This is a genomic window from Xanthomonas dyei, assembly GCF_002939865.1.
In the GTDB taxonomy this organism is placed as follows: domain Bacteria; phylum Pseudomonadota; class Gammaproteobacteria; order Xanthomonadales; family Xanthomonadaceae; genus Xanthomonas; species Xanthomonas dyei.
On the sequence record NZ_MDEE01000013.1, the window covers coordinates 85,475 to 104,209 of the forward strand.

The following is an 18,735-nucleotide window of genomic DNA, read 5'->3' on the forward strand; positions in this document are numbered from 1 at the left end:
GAAGTGACAAGCTGTACAATTTATTTTCATGCGGGAATAGCTCAGTTGGTAGAGCGCAACCTTGCCAAGGTTGAGGTCGCGAGTTCGAGTCTCGTTTCCCGCTCCAAATTCAAACCCCGGATATCCCACGATATCCGGGGTTTTTGTTTTTTGTCGTAAAGAGCCTTTTGTTTGGTGACACGCTGTCGTGAAACCTGGCTTTTGGCTTAAGAAAGCTGCTGGATGACGCTAAAGCCAATAGTGCGTGTGCGTACGCGGCAGGCTTGCTCACGTAGCTGGTGGTTGGCGCCAGGTCGAGCGGGCACAGGTCGTGCCTCGATTCACTTTGCGGCACGTGCGAATGCGATCGACATCTTGCTTGACGGCCCGAGCTTGGATATCACGTGTCGACTGCAGTGCAGTGAGACGCCTGCAAGAGAATTTCGCAGGTCATTGCGGAGATGGAAGGCGCGGACGCATTTCTGTACATGAAACATGCGTTGCCGCTTGCCCGCGCATTGCAGGCTGCACGCGTCGCAGTGATTGCGGGTGGGTGGTGTTGCTCCCTGACATGCCGACTGCAGGGAGCGGCTTCATCGCGGCAGGGAAGCATCCTTAAAGAGGCAGCGTCATCGCGTCTTGCGGCAAAGTCACTTGCCTGAGTGTGCCCGGGGCGGGGGTCGAACCCGCATAGCCTTGCAGCTGAGGGATTTTAAGTCCCTTGCGTCTACCAATTTCGCCACCCGGGCATTGCGATAGCGTGCCTGATTGCGCGGCGATTGTGAATCTCCAAGCGACGATTCTTCCCAAGGCCTGAGACATGCCGCGTGCGCTATGCTGCCGCCGCACAGCCGCGCGGTACCCACCGCACACGATCCCAAGGAACCGCATGTCAGGCAACACGCTTCTCCCACTGCTGCATGCACGCATTGCCGTCATCGGACTCGGCTACGTGGGCCTGCCGTTGGCGGTGGCGTTTGGCGAGCACCGCGACACCCTGGGCTTCGACATCGATGCGCAGCGGGTCGCGCAGCTGCACGACGGTCACGATGCCACGTTGGAGCTGGACGCCGCCGAGTTGGCCGCGGCAACGCAGTTGCGCTACAGCGCAACCGCCGCTGAGCTGGCGAGCTGCAGCATTTTCATTGTCACCGTGCCGACACCCATCGACAGTTTTGAGCAGCCGGACCTGGAGCCGTTGCGTAGCGCCACGACCTTGATTGCCGCCGCGCTCAAGCCCGGCGATCTGGTGATCTACGAGTCCACCGTGTATCCAGGTACCACCGAAGAAGTCTGCGTGCCGCTGCTCGAAGCCGCCTCCGGTTTGCGCTTCAACCAAGACTTTTTCTGCGGCTATAGCCCCGAGCGCGTCAATCCGGGCGACCGGCAGCGGCGCCTGCGCGATATTCGCAAGATCACCTCCGGCTCGACGCCGCAGGCTGCCGACATAGTCGATGCGCTGTATACCAGCATCATCACCGCAGGCACGTGGCGCGCGTCGTCGATGCGCGTGGCCGAAGCGGCCAAGGTGGTGGAAAACATCCAGCGCGACGTCAATATCGCGCTGGTCAACGAGCTGGCGCTGATCTTCGACAAACTCGGAATCGACACGCTCGACGTGCTCGAAGCGGCCGGAACCAAGTGGAATTTCCTGCCGTTCCGTCCCGGCCTGGTCGGCGGCCACTGCATCGGGGTGGATCCGTACTATCTGATGCACAAATCCGAGAGCGTGGGTTACCACCCGGACCTGATCCACACCGCGCGCCAGGTCAATAACCGCGTCGGCCGGCATGTCGCCGAGCGCGTCTGCGGCATGTTGGCGCTGCGCGGCGTAACGCTGGCGCAGGCGCGGGTGTTGGTGCTGGGTGCCACCTTCAAGGAGAACTGCCCGGACCTGCGCAATAGCCGGGCGCTGGAGTTGGTACAGCTGCTGCAGGCGGCCGGCGTGCACGTCGATACCTGCGACCCGTGGGCAGACCCGGCCGAAGCCCTGCAGCATGGTGGCGTGCAGCTCTGCGAGTCGCCGGACGAGGGGACCTACGATGCGGTCGTGCTGGCAGTCGCTCATGCGCAGTATCGCGATTACGACGTGGAGCGCATCGCCGCACTCGGCAAGCCGGGCGCGGTGGTGTACGACGTCAAGTCGGTATGGCCGCGCGCGGCCGTCAGCGATCGCCTGTGACGCGATCGTGGCGGTGTTGCAGCCAATCCACGGCGCCGAGCGCGGCGCGTCGGCCGCTGGCAAAACACGCGGTCAGCAGATAGCCGCCGGTTGGCGCTTCCCAGTCGAGCATTTCGCCGGCACAGAACACGCCAGGTTGCGCGAGCGCCATCAGCTGCGTGTCCAGCGCTTCCAATCGCACGCCACCGGCTGAACTGATTGCCTCGGCCAGCGGGCGCGTCCTCAGCAGGCGCAGCGGCAGGTGCTTGAGCGTCCGTGCAACCCGCGCAAGATCGTCGCCGGCCTGTTTGCCGAGGTGTTCGTACAGCAGTGCGGCCTTGACGCCTTCGATGCCGAGCTGGCGGCGCAAATGCTCGCTGAAACTGCGCCCCTTGCGTGGCAGGGCCAACTCTGCGCTCACTCGTTCCAACGTGCGTCCCGGCACCAGATCAAGGCCAAGCTCGGCGTGGCCGTGTGCATCGATCTGGTTGCGCAACTCTGCGGCGATTGCATAGATCAAGCTACCTTCGATTCCGTTTTCGGTCGCGACGCATTCGCCCTGCAACGCGTGCTGCACGCCGGCGCCATCGCGCCAGTGTGCGACGACCGGCTTGAGCGGCGCTCCCGCATGCCGTTGCACAAAATGCGCGCTCCAGTCGATATCGAAACCGCAGTTGGCAGGCACCAGCGGCGCAACGGCGATGCCGCGCTGCTGCAGCGTTGCCTGCCACCGCCCATCCGAGCCAAGCTGTGGCCAACTGCCGCCACCCAGCGCCAGCACCACTGCATCGGCATGACATGCGATCTCGCCCGCAGCCGTTGCGAACTGCAGCGCGCCGTCGTCGTCGTTCCAGCCCAACCACCGGTGCTGCACATGGAAGTTGATGCCCTGTTCCTTGAGTCGGCGCACCCAAGCGCGCAGCAGCGGCGCAGCCTTGCGATCGATCGGGAACACGCGCCCCGAGCTACCGACATAGGTCTCCACGCCCAGATCGCGCGCCCAGGTACGCAAGGCGTCCGCATCGAAGTCCTGCAGCCACGATGCCACCGCCGAGGTGCGCTCGCGGTAGCGCTGCGCAAACAGCGGCATCGGGTCGGAGTGGGTGAGATTCAGCCCGCCCTTGCCGGCAATCAGAAACTTGCGCCCCACCGAACCCTTGGCTTCGTAGAGATCGACCGCGATGCCGGCAGCGCCCGCGACTTCAGCGGCCATCAACCCCGCAGGCCCGCCGCCAATCACCGCCAGCCGCGGTCTGTTCGCATCCATCATTGCTCAGGCACTCAGCGCGGCTGTACGCCGAGCAGCTCCACATCGAACACCAGCGATGCACCGGGCGGAATCACGCCACCTGCGCCGTTATCGCCATACCCGTAGTCCGGCGGAATCATCAAGGTGCGCTTGCCACCCACGCGCATACCGGCAACGCCGTCGTCCCAACCCCGGATCACCTGGCGACCGCCCAGCACGAACTGGAACGGTTCTGCGCGATCGAGCGAGCTGTCGAATTTCTTGCCGTGCTTGTCGGCCGCTTTTTCGTCGTACAGCCAGCCGGTGTAGTGCACGGTAACCATCGCGCCCGGAGTAGCTTCCGCGCCGGTGCCGACGGTGCGGTCGATCCGCTCGAAGCTGGCGATGGTGCCACCGGACGGCGGCAGAGCAGGTGCACAGCTGGCGAGCAGCAAGGCGGCACAGAGCGTCAACAGAAGGCGCATGGGGTGATCCATGAAGGAAGGACGCCATTATCGCACCTGGCTCCCGTTATCATCGCGCCATGGCCAAGCTGCTGCTCAATCTGCGTAATGTTCCCGACGACGAAGCCGACGAGGTCAGGGCATTGCTGCGCGAACACCTGGTGCAGATCTACGAGACCCGGCCCAGCAACTGGGGCATTTCTGCTGGCGGCGTCTGGCTTAGCGACGATGCCGACTACCCGCGCGCCAAGGCGGTGCTGGATGCGTATCAGGCTCAGCGTGGCGCGCTGGCGCGGGCGCAGCGGCAGGAAGCGATTGCTGCGGGCACTGCAGAGACGTTTGGTGCATTGCTGCGCAAGCGACCGGTGTTCGTGATCGTCACGCTGCTGGGGATGCTGATCGTCGCATCGTTGGTGCTGCTGCCATTTTTGCTGCTGCGCGGCTGACGGCACTCAGCGCCGTGAGCGGCGATGGTGGTGGGAGCGGGGCACATCCGTATACCTGTTGTCCTGACGCGCATTGAGTCAGCGCGGTCTGCGCCCGCTGCCTGCAGGTAGATGGATCGTTCGACAAACGCTCGCTACCCAGGATCGGGCACCTTAAAATACCCGCATGATCACCAATACCGCGGCGTATCACTTCGTCACCGTCCAGGACCCGCAGCAGCTGGCAGAAAGCGTGCTGCTGTGCGCCGAGCAGCAGCAGCTGAAGGGCTCCGTGCTGGTGGCTGAAGAGGGTATCAATCTGTTTCTGGCGGGCGCCGCCGAGCAGATCGGCGCGTTTTATCGCTGGCTTCAGGCCGATCCACGCTTTGCGCAGATGCGCATCAAATACAGCCAGAGCGCGCACCAGCCGTTTGCGCGGCTCAAGGTCAAGGTCAAGCCGGAGATCATCAGCTTCCGTCGCGGCGATGCATCGCCGCTGCAAGGCCGTGCGCCGACGGTGACGCCTGCGGTGCTGCGCGAGTGGATCCGCAACGGGCGAGATGAGCGCGGTCGCCCGCTGGTGCTGCTGGATACGCGCAACGCACAGGAAGTGGCCTATGGCACGTTCCAGGGCGCACTGACCTTGCCGATCGACAAGTTCACCGAGTTGCCCGCAGCGCTTGAATCGCATCGTGCAGCATTGGCCGATGCCACGGTGGTGAGCTTCTGCACCGGCGGTATCCGTTGCGAGAAGGCGGCGCTGTGGATGCAGGCCGACGGGATGGATAACGTGCTGCAGCTGGAAGGCGGAATCCTGGGCTATTTCGAAGAAGTCGGCGGCGAAGGCTATGACGGCCGCTGTTTCGTGTTCGATGAGCGCGTGGCACTCGATCCGGCCTTGCGCCCTCTGGTGGACGATGCGCGGACCGCCGAACCCGGAAAAGTCTGACCGGGCGCGACTGCATTGCCCGATGCAGCCGGTCTTGCAGGTACTTGCATCATGCGACCACACTGCAGCGGCACATCGCGCAGTGCGACATGCGAAAAGAGAGCGCTTTTCGCTCTAACTTTTATGTAATACGTCGCATCGAGCTTGCCCTGAATTATTCACGGAGCTAGGCTGCACCAGCCAGCCGCACAGCGAGGACAACAAGGATGACCATCAGAGTTTTTCTGATCGACGATCATGCACTCGTGCGTACCGGCATGAAGATGATCCTGTCCAAGGAAGTGGACGTCGATGTCGTGGGTGAGGCAGAGAGCGGCGAAGCGGCATTGCCGCAGATTCGTCAGCTCAAGCCAGATATCGTGCTGTGCGATCTGCATTTGCCCGGCGTCAGTGGCTTGGAAATCACCGAGCGCATCGTCAAGGGTGATTACGGCACGCGCGTGATTATCGTGTCGGTGCTGGAGGATGGCCCGCTGCCGAAGCGTCTGCTCGAAGCGGGCGCATCCGGATATGTCGGCAAGGGCGGCGACGCGCATGAGCTGTTGCGCGCAGTACGCGAGGTTGCATTGGGGCGGCGCTACCTGGGTAATACGATTGCGCAGAATCTTGCGCTGTCCAATCTGGAAGGTGGCAGCTCGCCATTCGACGCATTGTCGCCACGCGAGCTGGAAGTTGCCTTGTTGCTGACACAAGGTCTGCGACAGGAAGACATCGCCAAGCGGCTGAATCTCAGCGCCAAGACGATCAACACGCACAAGGCACGCTTGTTCGAAAAGGTCGGCATCCAGGACAACATCGCTCTCGCACGCCTGGCGAATCAATACGGCCTGACCGATCCTGCTCGCACGATGTAACGCTTTTCACCCTCAGCAGTCGTCTCTGCGCGTTGCTTAAGCGGTGTTGAGTGATTCGGTGGACCTGAGTTCCTATGCGCCTGTTCACTGTTTCTGCATGGCGGTCAATGTGACTAACGAGCCATAGCGAGCAATCGTCAGGTAAGTGAGGCCGCGCACCCCGACTGGGCGGATAGCGTGAGAACGGTGTGCGCCGCATTACTGCCGGCCAGTGTGACGATCCTGTGGCCGGCGTAGGCAAATGGAGCTAACTGGACCGACTGCTCTATCGCAGCCATGCGAAATGCGCGGTTGCAAGCGCCGCTAGATCGACATGCGGCGCACCGACCTGTCCGCCGCGCAGTGCATGTCCGATCCTGACTCAGAACCGCGCGTATCTGGCTGTTGCGCAGGTGTTTTATTGACGCTCCATGTGCCGTCGTCATTGGCTTTGCCGGTTTGCCAGATTTCTTCATCGCGTTGATGCGGGGCAGGGTTGAAACCGCTGGATAACGTCGAGGCCGGTCCCGTTGAACCCGGTTTTTCTCCACTTGATCAGGCGGGCAGAGTGGTCCTGTCCGCAGAGCGGTGGGACATCCCGTCCCTGGTGAGCACCAAGCGATCGACGCTGCGTCGAACATTTGCGTGACCCGGAATGCATCCAGGCGCTTGGATGCATTGCACAAGTGTTGTCGTGGCGAATCGCGCACAAAAACAAAGCGGCCCGAAGGCCGCCGTGTTTGACGTAGATCTGGCCCAAGCAATCCAGACCAGATCAGGCAGGCGTTGCAACGATCAGTGATCGTTGCGAGGCTTGTTGGCGTCGTCTTCCTGCGCTGATGCACTGTCGTTGTCAGCGGACGGCGCTGCAGGCCTGGTCGCTTCGGTGACGACCACGGTCGGCTTCGGCGTGTCAGCTGCCTGTTCCTGCACAGGTGCTGGTGCCTGCGGTGCTGCTGGCGTCGACTGCTCTGGCGCCTTCTGCGGTACCGGCGTTGCGGCTGCTGACGGAGCCGGAGCTGCGTCGACCTTCGGAGCCAAAGCGTCCAGCATGGTCGTCTGCACCGGGGCATACGTCTTGCGAACCGGAGCGGCCGGAGCATTGTCCGACGCTGCAGCAGTCTGCGGCACCGTGGCGGTGGGTGTCACAGCGACGTCTACCGAAGGCTTGACCGCATTGGTCGGCTCGATATGCGGCGCCTCGGCTTTGACCACGGCCTGTGCCGCAGATGGTGCGGTTGCCGCTGGCGTCTGCTGTTCAGCAACAGGCGTTACCGCTGCCGGCGTCACAGGCTCCGATTGCACTGCAGGTGTTGCAGTGACAGCTGAAACAGCACGTGCTTGCAAATCGGCCGACGGTGCCGCAGCTGCAGTGTCGGTCGGTGCCTTCGGCACCGGCTTTGCCTGCGTGTCGGTGATCGCTTCGGCGGTCGACGCACTCGGCGCAGAAGGCTCGACAGGCTTGGTGACCGCAGCCGGTGCAGTTGATGCCGCGTCAGCATTCGGCGCTGCAGGTATCGCAGCTGCCACCGGATGGTCGACAGAAGTCGATGCAGTCGCAGCCGGAGTGACACTCGGCGTTAGGTCAGCGGTCGGAGCTTGCTTGACGGCCGGCGCAGGTGCCGATGCTGCAGTATCAGTCGCAGCGGCAGCCGGGGACGACGCAACCGACGGAGCTGCACCGGTCAGCTGTACCGCCGTGGTAGCCGCTGCGGTTGCATCACCACGTGTCCGATCCGCTGCATCGGCAATCGGTGCAGATGCTTGCTGGTCGAACGAGGGTGCGGCGTTAGACACCGGTGCGGTCGTCGACGTCGTGCCGCTGTCCAACTGCGGTTCTGCACGGTCCTTGGGAACCGGACGCGGCTTCATCGCTGCCGTTGCATTGGCTTCGGGCTTGGTGCGGGCGGCTGGAGCCGGGGCGTCATCGTCGAAGTCGAACTCTGGTTGGCCTGCACGTGGAGCGGCGGATCCCGGGTTCTGCGTACCGGCATCGTCGCCCTCATTGTCGCCATCGAGATCGCCGTCGGCATCACCGTCCAGATCGTCCGTGTCCAGACCATCAGCGCTGCTGCCGCCTTCACCGCCCTCACCGTTTGCACCGGCGCCACGACGACGACGACGACCGCCACGACGACCGCGACGACGACGGCTTCCACCTTCGCCATTTGCCGCATCGTCGCCCGACGCGTCCTGGGTCTGGCCATCCGCACTCGCTTCGGTGCCGTGCTCGGCAGCCGACTCGTTCACCACAACCTCGACCGGGTGGCCCTGGTTCGCTTCGTTCGCGGTGATTGGCGTATTGGTCGCTGCGGAGGTGTCGGCAATGGCAGCGGCGACGGTCGAGGTGGTTGCCGTTGCTGCGGTCGACGCCAGCGTCTGCGCCGCAGCGGTGCCCTCATCCTGACGTGCCGGGCGCGGCTGCCGCTCGGACGGCACGCCATCCTGCTGTGCGGGTGCACGTGGCGGACGCGGGGTCTGGTTCTGCTGCTTGGGCTTCTGCTGCTGTTGTTGTTGCTTCGGTGCCTGCGCTTCGTTGCGCGGCGGCTTGGGTACCTGCACCTGCTGCTGGGCCTGGGCGCCAGTTTGTGCGACCTGGCCGTTCTGGCCGTTGGCCGGCTGGCGGCACTCGTCGCGACGCTCCTTGTTGGCACCGTTGCCGTTGCTGCCGTTGCTGCCGTTGCCGCGCTGCTGATTGCCACCGTTGCCGTTGCGGGCATCGCGACCATCGCGACGTTGACCGCCACGCTCGCCGCGCTCGTTGCGATTGTTGCGGCCTGCATCGTTCTGACGCTGACGCGGAGTCGACTCGGCTGCAGGAGCGACCGGCTCGACGCCACCGAAGATGCGCTTCAGCCACCCAACCACGCCGGTGACCGGTGCCGGAATCGGCATGGTCACGACCGGGGCCGGCGCGGGAGTCGGTGCGACCGGGGCAGGGGCCTCTTCACGCACCGGAGCCGGCTGGCTCGGCTTGATCGAGGTGACCGCAGGCGCTGCCGGAATGTTCAACTGCGCCTTGGTCAGCGCGTGCACCGGCAACTTGCGCGGGGTGCCGCGCTGATAGCTCGGCTTGCCGCTGTCTTCGCCCAACTCGTTCTCGCGCAGGCGCGTGACTTCGTAATGCGGCGTGTGCAGCTGCTCGTCGGCGACGATGATGATCGGCGAGGCGTGGCGATTTTCGATCTCGCGCAGCGCGCTGCGCTTCTCATTGAGCAGGTAGTTGGCGATTTCCACCGGGGCCTGCACCAGCACCTGTCCGGTGTTCTCCTTCATCGCGTGCTCTTCGGCCACGCGGATGATCGACAGCGACAGCGATTCGACGCTGCGCATGCGGCCATGTCCATCGCAACGCGGGCACACGATCTGGCTCGATTCGCCCAGGCTCGGGCGCAGGCGCTGGCGGCTCATTTCCATCAGGCCGAAGCGCGAGATGCGGCCCAGCTGCACGCGTGCACGGTCGTACTTGAGCGCGTTCTGCAGCTTGTTTTCGACTTCGCGCTGGTGCTTGGACGAGGCCATGTCGATGAAGTCGATCACCACCAGGCCGCCGAGGTCGCGTAGGCGTAGCTGGCGGGCGACTTCTTCGGCCGCTTCCAGGTTGGTCTGGAACGCGGTTTCTTCGATATCGCTGCCCTTGGTGGCGCGCGAGGAGTTCACGTCGACCGCCGTCAACGCTTCGGTCTGATCGACCACGATCGAGCCGCCCGAGGGCAGACGCACGTTGCGCTCGTAGGCGCCTTCGATCTGCGATTCGATCTGGAAGCGGTTGAACAGCGGAATGTCGTCGGTGTAGTGCTTGAGCTTGCGCAGACTCTGCGGCATCACCTGCTGCATGAATTCCTGGGCGTCGGCATACAGCTCCGGCGTATCGACCAGAATTTCGCCAACGTCGGCGCGCAGGTAGTCGCGCAGTGCGCGAATGATCAGGCGCGATTCCTGGTAGATCAGGAACGCAGCCGGCTTGCTCAGCGCCGCCTCGGCGATCGCCTTCCAGGTCTGCAGCAGGTAATCCAGATCCCACTGCAGTTCTTCGGCATCGCGTCCGACACCAGCGGTGCGGATGATCACGCCCATGTCGTCGGGGATATCGAGCTTGTCCAGCGCTTCTTTCAGCGCGGCGCGGTCTTCGCCTTCGATCCGACGCGAGACGCCACCGGCGCTCGGCGAATTGGGCATCAGCACCATGTAGCGGCCGGCCAGCGAAATGAACGTGGTCAGGGCAGCGCCCTTGTTGCCGCGTTCTTCCTTGTCGACCTGCACCACGATTTCCTGGCCTTCGCGCAACAGCTCGCGAATGGTCGACTTGTTGTGGTCGACGCCGGCCTGGAAGTAATCGCGGGAGATTTCCTTCAACGGCAGGAAGCCATGGCGCTCTGCGCCATAGTCCACGAACGCCGCCTCCAGAGAGGGCTCGAGCCGGGTGATACGGCCCTTGTAGATGTTGGACTTCTTTTGTTCCTTGGACGGCTGTTCGATGTCGATGTCGTACAGGGTCTGGCCGTCCACAATCGCCACGCGCAGTTCTTCTGCCTGCGTTGCGTTGATCAGCATTCGCTTCATTGTTGCGTTCCTCACGCGCTCTACCGCGCGGAACGCCGTGACGTTTCGCCTCTGGAACAGCTTGTCGGCCCTTCGCGCAACGCGCGGACAGGCCTGACCAGGGTTTCCAGCGCTGCAACACCACGGCAGGCCGCGGGAGCGCTTGTCTTTAAGTTTTATAGGTGTTTCAGGGCCGGCAGCCGCGTCCGGACGGACCGGGGCAGCGCACGGGACATGTTCAGCGCAACGGTCAAAAACCGCCGGCGATGGCCGGGTAGGCCGGTGAGCCGCTAACATGGCCGCCCCTGGGGCGGTGGTCGCGCACTGTGCCGGAATCATCGGAAGTCAGGCTTCTGGCCTATCAACTTCCAACGAAATCAAACCCTTATCTCGCTCGCCGAGTGTAACAGAATAAAGAGCCGGATGACCGACCCCCAGCCCCCCAAGCCGCCTGCCGACCGTGTGGGCGTGCGTATTCTCAAAGTTCCGGAAGACCGCGCTGGGCAGCGGCTGGACAATTTTCTGCTCGGCCAGCTCAAGGGGGCGCCGCGCAGCCTGATCTACAAGCTGGTCCGCAGCGGCCAGGTGCGGGTGAATGGCGGGCGTGCCAAGGCCGAGCGCAAGCTCGAAGGCGGCGAGGAAGTGCGCATTCCCCCGGTGCGGGTCAACGAGGAGGGCGACAAGGCAGCGCCGCCGTCTTCGTTTATGGCGCGGCTGGAGGCGGCGATCGTGTTTGAGGATGCGCGTCTGCTGGCGCTCAACAAGCCGACCGGCGTCGCCAGCCATGGCGGTAGCGGCATCAGCTTTGGCGCGATCGAGACCTTGCGCGCGTTACGTCCGAACCAGACCCTGGAACTGGTGCACCGGCTCGATCGCGATACATCCGGCCTATTGATCGTGGCCAAGAAGCGCTCGGCGCTGACCGAATTGCAGGCGCTGATGCGCGAGGACGACCGCGTCGAAGGACGCGGCATCACCAAGCGCTACCTGACCTTGCTGGTGGGGCGGATGCCGGACGGCGTCATGACGGTCGACGCACCGCTGCATATCGGCCTGCGCCAGGGCGGCGAGCGGCACGTGCAGGTCAATGCGATCGGCAAGCCGTCGCTGAGTCACTTCAAGCTGCTGGAACGGCGCGGCGGGCACTCGTACTGCGAAGTGCGCATCGAAACCGGCCGTACTCACCAGATCCGCGTGCATGCCCAGCACCTGGGCCACCCGGTCGCTGGCGACGATAAATATGGAGAGGCCGAGGTCAACAAGCGCCTGCGCGATCAGCTGGGGCTGAAGCGGCTATTCCTGCATGCCGCCTCGCTGGAGTTCGCCTTGGATGCGGGCAAGACGCCTTACGTGCTGAGCGCGCCGCTGGCCCCGGAGCTGGCCGAGGCGCTGGATCGGCTGGGGCGCTGACGCAGTCATTTCAGGCGCGCTTCTCAGGAGCGCTTCAAGTATCTGCCGCGTGATGACTGTGGCTCAGCGGACCTGGGCGGTGCCGGGGTCTCAGCGTGGTGAGACCCCCATGGGCAGCGGCCGCCACAGCCGGCCACTACGTCGAAGCTCTGTCAGCCACGCTTAGCTATCGTGATGGTGGTCGCGATGCTGCGGTGCCTGTGCACGAGCGGGCGGACGTTGCGCATGCATTTCTGCCGGGTGGGCAGGAGTCGGGCGCGGAGGTGCGAAGGAAACCATGCGCTGCGGGTGCTGTTGCGGCTGGCTCTGGGGGAAAGGCCGTGGTTCCTGGCGCGGCGGTAGTGATTGCGCACGTTCCATCCGTTGCGGTGGCGCCAAGGCCGCTTGCTGAGGTGACGCAGTCCGCTGCTGCTCGTGCACCTGTGGAAACTGCAATTGCGCCGCTGTTGGCGCACGATGAGGGGCATCGTGTGGGTCGCGGTTGGCAAACGCAGCGTGTGCAGTGAGTGCTGGAGGTGTTTGACGGGTCGCTTCGAACGCCGGGACACGGGCCGCAGTGCTCGCCTGATGCAGCGGCTGCAGTTGCGCCATACGCTGTTGTGCAACCGGTGGCGCGGACATGCGGACGGCCGGACGCGCGCCAGAGGCGAGCATCGGTGCGGGGATATTCGGTGCGCGTAACGTTGCCTGCGCTTGCGATGGCATGTTCGTCGGCGTCGGCACTGCAGCGTGGGCTGCCACCGGGCGGCCAGGCTGCAGCATCTGCCGGTCAAAATGTGGCGCTGACAAGTGCGCATAGTCGGGCGGACGTGGAGCGTTGGCGGGCGAGGGCGCTATGCGGTTGGGGCGCTGCAGGTTTCTGAGCGACTGCACACCTGCTGCCGCGGCGATCGGCAAGTCCGCGCGGTTGACCGGCAGCGCTGTCGGCGCCAATCCGGAAGCCGGTGCAGATGCCGCAGTGCTGTTGGGCCCATACCGCTGGTTCTGCCGCACGTAAGAGCGTGCGTCGATATAAGTGCTGCGGTTGTTGTTGATGATGGTGGTGCGCGGTGCATAGACGTGGTTCTGATACACCACGTAATGCGGTGCGGCCGGCGGCGCGTTCCAGTCCACGCCCCAGCTGTTCCAACCCCAGTGGTGCCACGCCGGTGCAGGTGCGGCCCAGCCGAACCAGCCGTGGTGGTGCTCCAGCGCGCTGCCGACCAGCACGCCGACGCCGAAGGACACCACCCCGGTGGTTACCACATCGCCCTGGTCGTACCAGCGCACCGGGCGATAGCGATAGTCGCGATAGACATCGACCGGCGTGCCGTACACCACGCCCGGGTCGTAGCGCGGCACATACACCACCTCTGGCTGCGCCGGTTCGATGGTGATGACTTGCGACGGCGGCGGAACACGTTCGCCATCCAGGATCGGCGTGACCACCACATGCCGCGCCACCTGGACCTGCTGTTGCGGCGTGCTGCGCAGGTGGCCGCTGGCTTGAGCGCGCTGGCGCATGATCTGCACCGCGTTGAGGACATCGTTGGGGTCATGCGCGTACGCATCGCCGAGCGCGCGGGTCCAGTCGAGATTGCCGGCCAGCTGGTCCACCACATCGGGGAAGGCGGTCAATGCCTTGATGCTGGGATCCCAGGGCTGCGACACGGTGGCCTGCGCGCGGTCGGCGGCCGCCAAGTTGCGATTGCTGTGCAGCCAGTCCTGCGCGGTGAGCACCTGGTCCGGGTAGACCGAGGCCGCCAGGGTCTGGGCCAACAGCTTGTCGGGAAACAGGGCGATCGGCGCGACCAGTCGATAGAGCTGATCGGCTGTCGGCGGCGTATAGGCCGGCGCGGCGGAGGCGGGGGGCTCGGTTGGAGCCGCTGCGGTTGCCGAAGGTGCGCTGCGTTGGCAGCCGACCAGTGCCAAGGCGCCGCTGGACGCGATTGCCAGCGCCAAGCCAAGGCGCCCCTGTGACCATGTGCGTTGCATACGGCACCTCGCTGTGTGCGCGTTGATGACGCGCGTACGATGCGCCGCATTCGATGTCTGGAAGCTTGATGACGTGGCGCCGGCAATGGCCTGGCACGGCAGCGTTCAGCAGGACTACGCATTGACGAATTGCAGCGCCGCAGAACGTGCGCAAGGCCGCCTGTGCGTCACAACGTCAGGGCAGTATTGGGCCGCACGCGCACACGGTGCCTAGCAGCGTGGACCCGGGCCAAGCTTGCATGCGGAAAGCCTCAGCCCTCACAACAAGCAACACCGGTTGTTGCACACGATCTGCGCGCCATGCCTCACGGCGCTGCGAAGCGAAACAACACCAGGCTGATCGCCAGCGTGCCCATACCCGATACCAGCCCGTAGACCGTTTCGTGGCCCTGTGCGTAGCGCTTTGCCGCCGGCAACAGTTCGTCCAGCGCCAGGAACACCATCACCCCGGAGATCAGCCCGAACACCGTGCCGAACACCGCTTCGGACAACACGCTGGACAGTGCCAGATAGCCGATGCCGGCGCCGATCGGTTCGGCCAGGCCGCTCAGCAGGCTGGCGCCGAAGGCATAGAACTTGTTGCGCGTGGCGAAGTACACCGGCACCGCGATCGCGATGCCTTCGGGAATATTGTGGATGGCGATGGCGAATGCCAACGGCATGCCCACTGCCGGGCTTTCCAATGTGGCGAAGAACGTCGCCAGCCCTTCGGGGAAGTTATGCGCGGTGATCGCAATGGCCGTCATCAGGCCGACACGGCGAATGTAGGCGCGGTTGTCGTCGCGAAATTGCGGGTCGTCGGTGGACAGGCTCTGGTGCGGGTTGGGCACCAGGCGGTCGATCACCATGATCAGCAGCATGCCGCCCAGAAAAGTCAGCGTGCCGAAGGTAAAGCCCAGCTTGTCGTTGTAGGCGTTGGAAAATGCGGTGATCGACTTGTTGAGGATCTCCGACAACGACACGTACACCATCGCGCCACCGGCAAATGCCAACCCGAACGCCAACAGGCGCGGATTGGGCTTTTTGGCGAACACCACCATGAGACTGCCGAGGCCGGTGGCAAGTCCCGCTGCCAGGGTGACTGCCAGCGCGGTCCAGACATTGTGTGTTGACACCTCAAGCATGCGACGCGACGACCTCGTGAAGTGGTAAGCGATCCTGCGGTGGTCAGCGCAATCACCCGACCACTGGCGGCAGCAGGATGGTCAGGCATGGATGACGAAGGCGTGGTGTCGAAGACAGCCGCACGTTCATGCGCAAGCACCGGCCAAGGCGACCGGTGTCGATGCGCGATACATTGCGGTGGCAAGCGTCTTGCCCGTCGCCGCTGAGTCAGCGCCGCTGCAGCAGGCTGACTGCTGCGCTCAACCGCCGCGGCGCGCGCGTTCTTCGATGGCGAAGCATTCGTCCGGACGCGGCACCGGCGGCTTGAAGGCGACCGGCACCTGGATGGTTTGCGGCACGGCCTGGCCATTGCGGGTGGCCGCCTTGAACTTCCATTCGCGCACACGCTTTTGCGCAGCCTCGTCCAGCACCGGCTGGCCGCTGCTCTGGGTCACCGCCACGTCTGTCGGTGTGCCTTCGGTACCGACAACGACCCTGAGCACGGTGGTGCCACCGACCCCGGCGCAGGCCAGCTCCGGTGCGTACTCGGGCGGCGGCGTCTTCAGCGCGGCAAGCTCTGTGGGGGCCACCGCAGGCGCGGCAGCCTGTTGCGGCGACTTGCCGCAGCCGCTGAGGCCGGCCGCCAGACACAGGCCGGCGAGGGCAGCGCGAGAAATGGTCATGCAGTGACTCCCTGATCGTAGAGTTGCGCGGTCTTGGCCGCGCAGATGAAGTCGTTTTCGCTCAGCCCGCCCACATCGTGGGTGGAATAACGCACCACCACCCGGTCGTAATGCACGCCCAGATCGGGGTGGTGGTCTTCGCGATGGGCAATCCAGGCCAGCGCATTCACGAAGGCGAGGGTGCGGTAATAGTCCGCAAAACGGAAGGTGCGCGTGATGGCCATTCCGGCCTCGGCCAGCTCCCAGCCAGGTATCTGCGGCAGCAGCTCGGCCAGGCGGGCCTCGCCAAGCTTGTGGTCGCTACCCTTGCGCGGAAGGCAATGGGCCTGCTCCAGGGGAATCAGATCGGTCATGACGGTCTCGCAGGGGTGGCGGACGGCGCACCTACCAGGATCACGATGTTCCATGAGCGAGTGCGCTTTGAGCGGTAGAATAACCCGCATGATCCAGATATCCGACAAAGCCCAAACCTATTTCCGCAAGCTCATCGAACGCGAAGGCGTGCCCGGCATGGGCGTGCGCCTGAGCGCGGTGGACCCGGGCACCCCTCGCGCAGATGCCAGGCTTGAGTTCGCAGAGCCTGCGGACCTGAGCGGCGACGAGTGGGCCATCGACTGCGACGGCTTCACGTTATATGTCGCCGCCGCCAGCGTGCCGTGGGTGGATGGTGCCGAGATCGAATACGTCACCCAGTCCACCGGCAACCAGCAGTTGACCATCAAGGCGCCCAAGATCAAGGGCGAAGCGCCGGCCGACTCTGCTTCGATGGTGGAACGCGTGCGCTGGGTGGTGGAAAACGAGATCAACCCGCAGCTGGCATCGCACGGCGGACGTGTGGCTGTGCAGGAAGTCTCGGCCGACGGCGTGGTGCTGCTGCGCTTCGGCGGCGGTTGCCACGGCTGCGGCATGGCCGATGTGACGCTGAAGCAGGGCATCGAAAAGACCTTGATGGGACGCGTGCCGGGCGTGATTGCGGTGCGCGATGCCACCGACCACGCCACCGGCGACGCACCGTACATTCCGCGCGATAGCGCGGCCTGATTCCGCGTCACCGGTGACAACGGCTGCCGATTTGCTGCATGCGCTGCGCGCGCGCATGCCGGGCAAGCTCATTCTGGATCGGCGCACCGGCCTGCCATATGGCTGGGCGATCTGGATGCGCAACCGCGACGACGCGGCGGCACCGTTCAACGACGACCAGGTGATGAATGTGCTGTTGGCACGTCCATCCGCCGTCCATGGTGCAGGTTCTGCTGCGATATTGACGCCGTTCCAGGCGTTTCGCAGCCTTTGGTGGCAGCACTGGGAGCCACGCCCGACCGATCAGCGCCGGCAACACTGGCTTGCGATGCTTGGCAGTCTGTTGATCCACATCGGCTTCATTGCGCTGCTGATCTGGGTCGTCACCGTGCGCTGGGCGCCGGACGAGACCAAACCCGGCGAAGAGTCGCGCGTGAGCATGACCTTCATCGGCGACGGCGCAGCGGAGCAGGGGGGAGGGCAGGCAGAACCTTCGGCGGGAGCACAGGCGGCGTCTGCCGACGCGGCCGCCGTGCAGCAGGCCAGTGCGGATGCGTCGCCTGGAGAGCGGTCACAGCCGACGACACCCGCATCGAAAGCACCGCCGCCGCTGGCCCCCGAGCCTGTCGATGCGAACAGCACTGCGCAGGCGCAGGAAATCGCCCCCGAGCCGGTTGCCGCCGCTGCCAGCGAGCCGGTGACACCCGACGTGCCGCAAGTGACGGTGCAAGTGCCGCCGGTGACCCTCGATTCGCCGCTACAGGTGACCGAAACTGCGGTCGCCACCAACGAGTTTGTGGTTCCTCCACCGCCAAGCATCACTGTGGCGCCCCGGGCAATGACGCCGACCGCGCCGCAGATGGAGGTGCGTCAGCGCGAGATTCAGACCGTGACCGACCGGCCGCAGCTGCACGAATTGCAGCGCCCGGCCGCAGCCGTCGCCGTGCGATCTGCCGATGCACCTGCCGTGCGCGAACGCGAAGTCGTGGTGCCGGACCGGCCGCAGGTTGCAGCACCGACCACGCATCCCAGGGAAGTCACCCCAACCGTGCGCATGCCCGAGGTGGCGGTGCGCACCACGGAACTGCCCAACGTGCCGGAGCCGGCATCTACGCCGGCGCCTATGGCGCCAGCCGCACCGGCAACTGCCGCACCGACGTCGGCAGCGCCTACATCGACAGCGAATGCCTCTGTTCCTCAGCCTGCACCCGTTACATCCGCGCCACAGGCAACAGCGTCCCAGGCCAAATCCGAGCAGTCCAGCAACAGCGCTGCCGCAGCATCTTCGTCAACCAAGCCCGCGACCAATACCGCTGCCGGGCCAGCAGCGGCGGACCGCAGCGGCGGCTGGGACGTCGCTGTCAATGCCGACGACTGGAGCAAATCCGACCGCAACCGTCGTGGTGAAACCACCGGTGCCAACGGCCAGCGCGATGGCATGTTCAACAGCGACGGCAGCATGCGCGTGGCAGGGGCAGGGGCAGGCGATGCCGGCAAGGGAGCCGGCGACCGCGGACCGCCCGGCAGCGACACCGACACCTGGACCCGCGACCAGATCGCCCAGGGCGGCACCTGGCTCAAGCGCCCGCCTTACGGTTACACGCCGACCTCGCTGGACAAGTACTGGATGCCGAACCAGTCGCTGCTGCAGGAATGGGTGCGCCGTGGCTTGAAGAAGATCGAGATCCCGATCCCGGGCACCACCACCAAGATCAGCTGCGTCGTGTCGTTGCTGCAATTTGGCGGCGGCTGCGGCCTGAGCGACCCCAACCTCAACGATCAACCCGCCACCGCACGCCCGCCGCCGGATGTGCCGTTCAAGCGGGAGTTACAGGAGGACAAGGGGGCGGTGCGCCGCGAGGGCGAATGAGGGTGTTGCGCGATGAGGTGGTTGGAGCACAGTCTGGCGAACCGGTTGCGCGCTGTTTGCGGCAACCAACCCGGAACCTGTCAATGACCAGCG

Annotated in this window: 14 protein-coding genes and 2 tRNA genes; 8 read left to right on the forward strand and 8 right to left on the reverse strand. The window is 64.8% G+C overall.

Going from position 1 to position 18,735, the window contains the following annotated elements:
• The first annotated feature begins 30 nt into the window (after positions 1-30).
• Positions 31-106, forward strand: a tRNA-Gly gene (locus tag XdyCFBP7245_RS10835).
• Between the two features lie 538 nt (positions 107-644).
• On the opposite strand, the gene XdyCFBP7245_RS10840 is transcribed toward XdyCFBP7245_RS10835, so the two are convergent.
• Positions 645-728, reverse strand: a tRNA-Leu gene (locus XdyCFBP7245_RS10840).
• Positions 729-868: 140 nt separating this feature from the next.
• Here XdyCFBP7245_RS10840 and XdyCFBP7245_RS10845 point away from each other — a divergent pair.
• Positions 869-2,161, forward strand: a complete 1,293-nt coding sequence (locus XdyCFBP7245_RS10845; RefSeq protein ID WP_104615656.1) for a nucleotide sugar dehydrogenase — start codon at positions 869-871, stop codon at positions 2,159-2,161.
• On the opposite strand, the gene XdyCFBP7245_RS10850 is transcribed toward XdyCFBP7245_RS10845, so the two are convergent.
• Positions 2,145-3,410 carry a TIGR03862 family flavoprotein gene (locus tag XdyCFBP7245_RS10850; protein WP_104615657.1) on the reverse strand — a complete coding sequence of 422 codons (1,266 nt, stop codon included), beginning with the start codon at positions 3,408-3,410 and terminating at the stop codon, positions 2,145-2,147. The genes XdyCFBP7245_RS10845 and XdyCFBP7245_RS10850 overlap by 17 nt on opposite strands.
• Before the next feature lie 11 nt (positions 3,411-3,421).
• Positions 3,422-3,853 (reverse strand): FKBP-type peptidyl-prolyl cis-trans isomerase, encoded by a 432-nt coding sequence (locus tag XdyCFBP7245_RS10855; protein ID WP_170068609.1) that lies wholly within the window; start codon positions 3,851-3,853, stop codon positions 3,422-3,424.
• Between the two features lie 59 nt (positions 3,854-3,912).
• Between XdyCFBP7245_RS10855 and XdyCFBP7245_RS10860 the strand changes: the two genes are divergently transcribed.
• The 3 genes from XdyCFBP7245_RS10860 to XdyCFBP7245_RS10870 all read left to right on the forward strand — a co-directional run bounded on the left by XdyCFBP7245_RS10860 (position 3,913) and on the right by XdyCFBP7245_RS10870 (position 6,060).
• Entirely contained in the window at positions 3,913-4,278 is a 366-nt protein-coding gene (locus tag XdyCFBP7245_RS10860) for a DUF6164 family protein (RefSeq protein ID WP_104615658.1), read from the forward strand.
• 166 nt (positions 4,279-4,444) lie between these two features.
• Positions 4,445-5,206: a sulfurtransferase gene (locus XdyCFBP7245_RS10865; protein WP_104615659.1), complete on the forward strand. Its 762-nt coding sequence runs from the start codon at positions 4,445-4,447 to the stop codon at positions 5,204-5,206.
• A 206-nt stretch (positions 5,207-5,412) separates the two neighbouring features.
• Positions 5,413-6,060, forward strand: a complete 648-nt coding sequence (locus XdyCFBP7245_RS10870; RefSeq protein WP_104615660.1) for a response regulator — start codon at positions 5,413-5,415, stop codon at positions 6,058-6,060.
• Between the two features lie 774 nt (positions 6,061-6,834).
• Here the strand turns inward: XdyCFBP7245_RS10870 and XdyCFBP7245_RS10875 are convergent.
• On the reverse strand, positions 6,835-10,593 hold the full coding sequence (locus tag XdyCFBP7245_RS10875; protein ID WP_104615661.1) for an Rne/Rng family ribonuclease: 3,759 nt from the start codon (positions 10,591-10,593) through the stop codon (positions 6,835-6,837).
• 411 nt (positions 10,594-11,004) lie between these two features.
• Here XdyCFBP7245_RS10875 and XdyCFBP7245_RS10880 point away from each other — a divergent pair, with 411 nt between their 5' ends.
• On the forward strand, positions 11,005-11,991 hold the full coding sequence (locus tag XdyCFBP7245_RS10880) for an RluA family pseudouridine synthase (protein WP_055854226.1): 987 nt from the start codon (positions 11,005-11,007) through the stop codon (positions 11,989-11,991).
• A 162-nt stretch (positions 11,992-12,153) separates the two neighbouring features.
• Here the strand turns inward: XdyCFBP7245_RS10880 and XdyCFBP7245_RS10885 are convergent, their stop codons facing one another.
• The 4 genes from XdyCFBP7245_RS10885 to XdyCFBP7245_RS10900 form a co-directional block, all read right to left on the reverse strand.
• Positions 12,154-13,965, reverse strand: coding sequence for a DUF3300 domain-containing protein (locus XdyCFBP7245_RS10885; protein WP_104615662.1), 1,812 nt, complete (start codon positions 13,963-13,965; stop codon positions 12,154-12,156).
• 305 nt (positions 13,966-14,270) lie between these two features.
• The gene (gene zupT / locus XdyCFBP7245_RS10890; protein ID WP_104615663.1) at positions 14,271-15,089 is read right to left on the reverse strand and encodes a zinc transporter ZupT; all 819 of its coding nucleotides are present in this window, start codon (positions 15,087-15,089) and stop codon (positions 14,271-14,273) included.
• A 240-nt stretch (positions 15,090-15,329) separates the two neighbouring features.
• Positions 15,330-15,752 (reverse strand): energy transducer TonB, encoded by a 423-nt coding sequence (locus tag XdyCFBP7245_RS10895; protein ID WP_104615664.1) that lies wholly within the window; start codon positions 15,750-15,752, stop codon positions 15,330-15,332.
• Positions 15,749-16,105: a 4a-hydroxytetrahydrobiopterin dehydratase gene (locus XdyCFBP7245_RS10900; protein WP_055854238.1), complete on the reverse strand. Its 357-nt coding sequence runs from the start codon at positions 16,103-16,105 to the stop codon at positions 15,749-15,751. Before XdyCFBP7245_RS10900 ends, XdyCFBP7245_RS10895 begins: the two co-directional genes overlap by 4 nt.
• Positions 16,106-16,193: 88 nt before the next feature.
• On the opposite strand from XdyCFBP7245_RS10900, the gene XdyCFBP7245_RS10905 reads away from it, so the two are divergent.
• Both XdyCFBP7245_RS10905 and XdyCFBP7245_RS10910 read left to right on the forward strand, forming a co-directional pair.
• Entirely contained in the window at positions 16,194-16,793 is a 600-nt protein-coding gene (locus XdyCFBP7245_RS10905; protein ID WP_104615665.1) for an NfuA family Fe-S biogenesis protein, read from the forward strand.
• A gap of 13 nt (positions 16,794-16,806) precedes the next feature.
• Positions 16,807-18,642 carry a transmembrane repetitive protein gene (locus XdyCFBP7245_RS10910; RefSeq protein WP_104615666.1) on the forward strand — a complete coding sequence of 612 codons (1,836 nt, stop codon included), beginning with the start codon at positions 16,807-16,809 and terminating at the stop codon, positions 18,640-18,642.
• Positions 18,643-18,735: the final 93 nt, after the last annotated feature.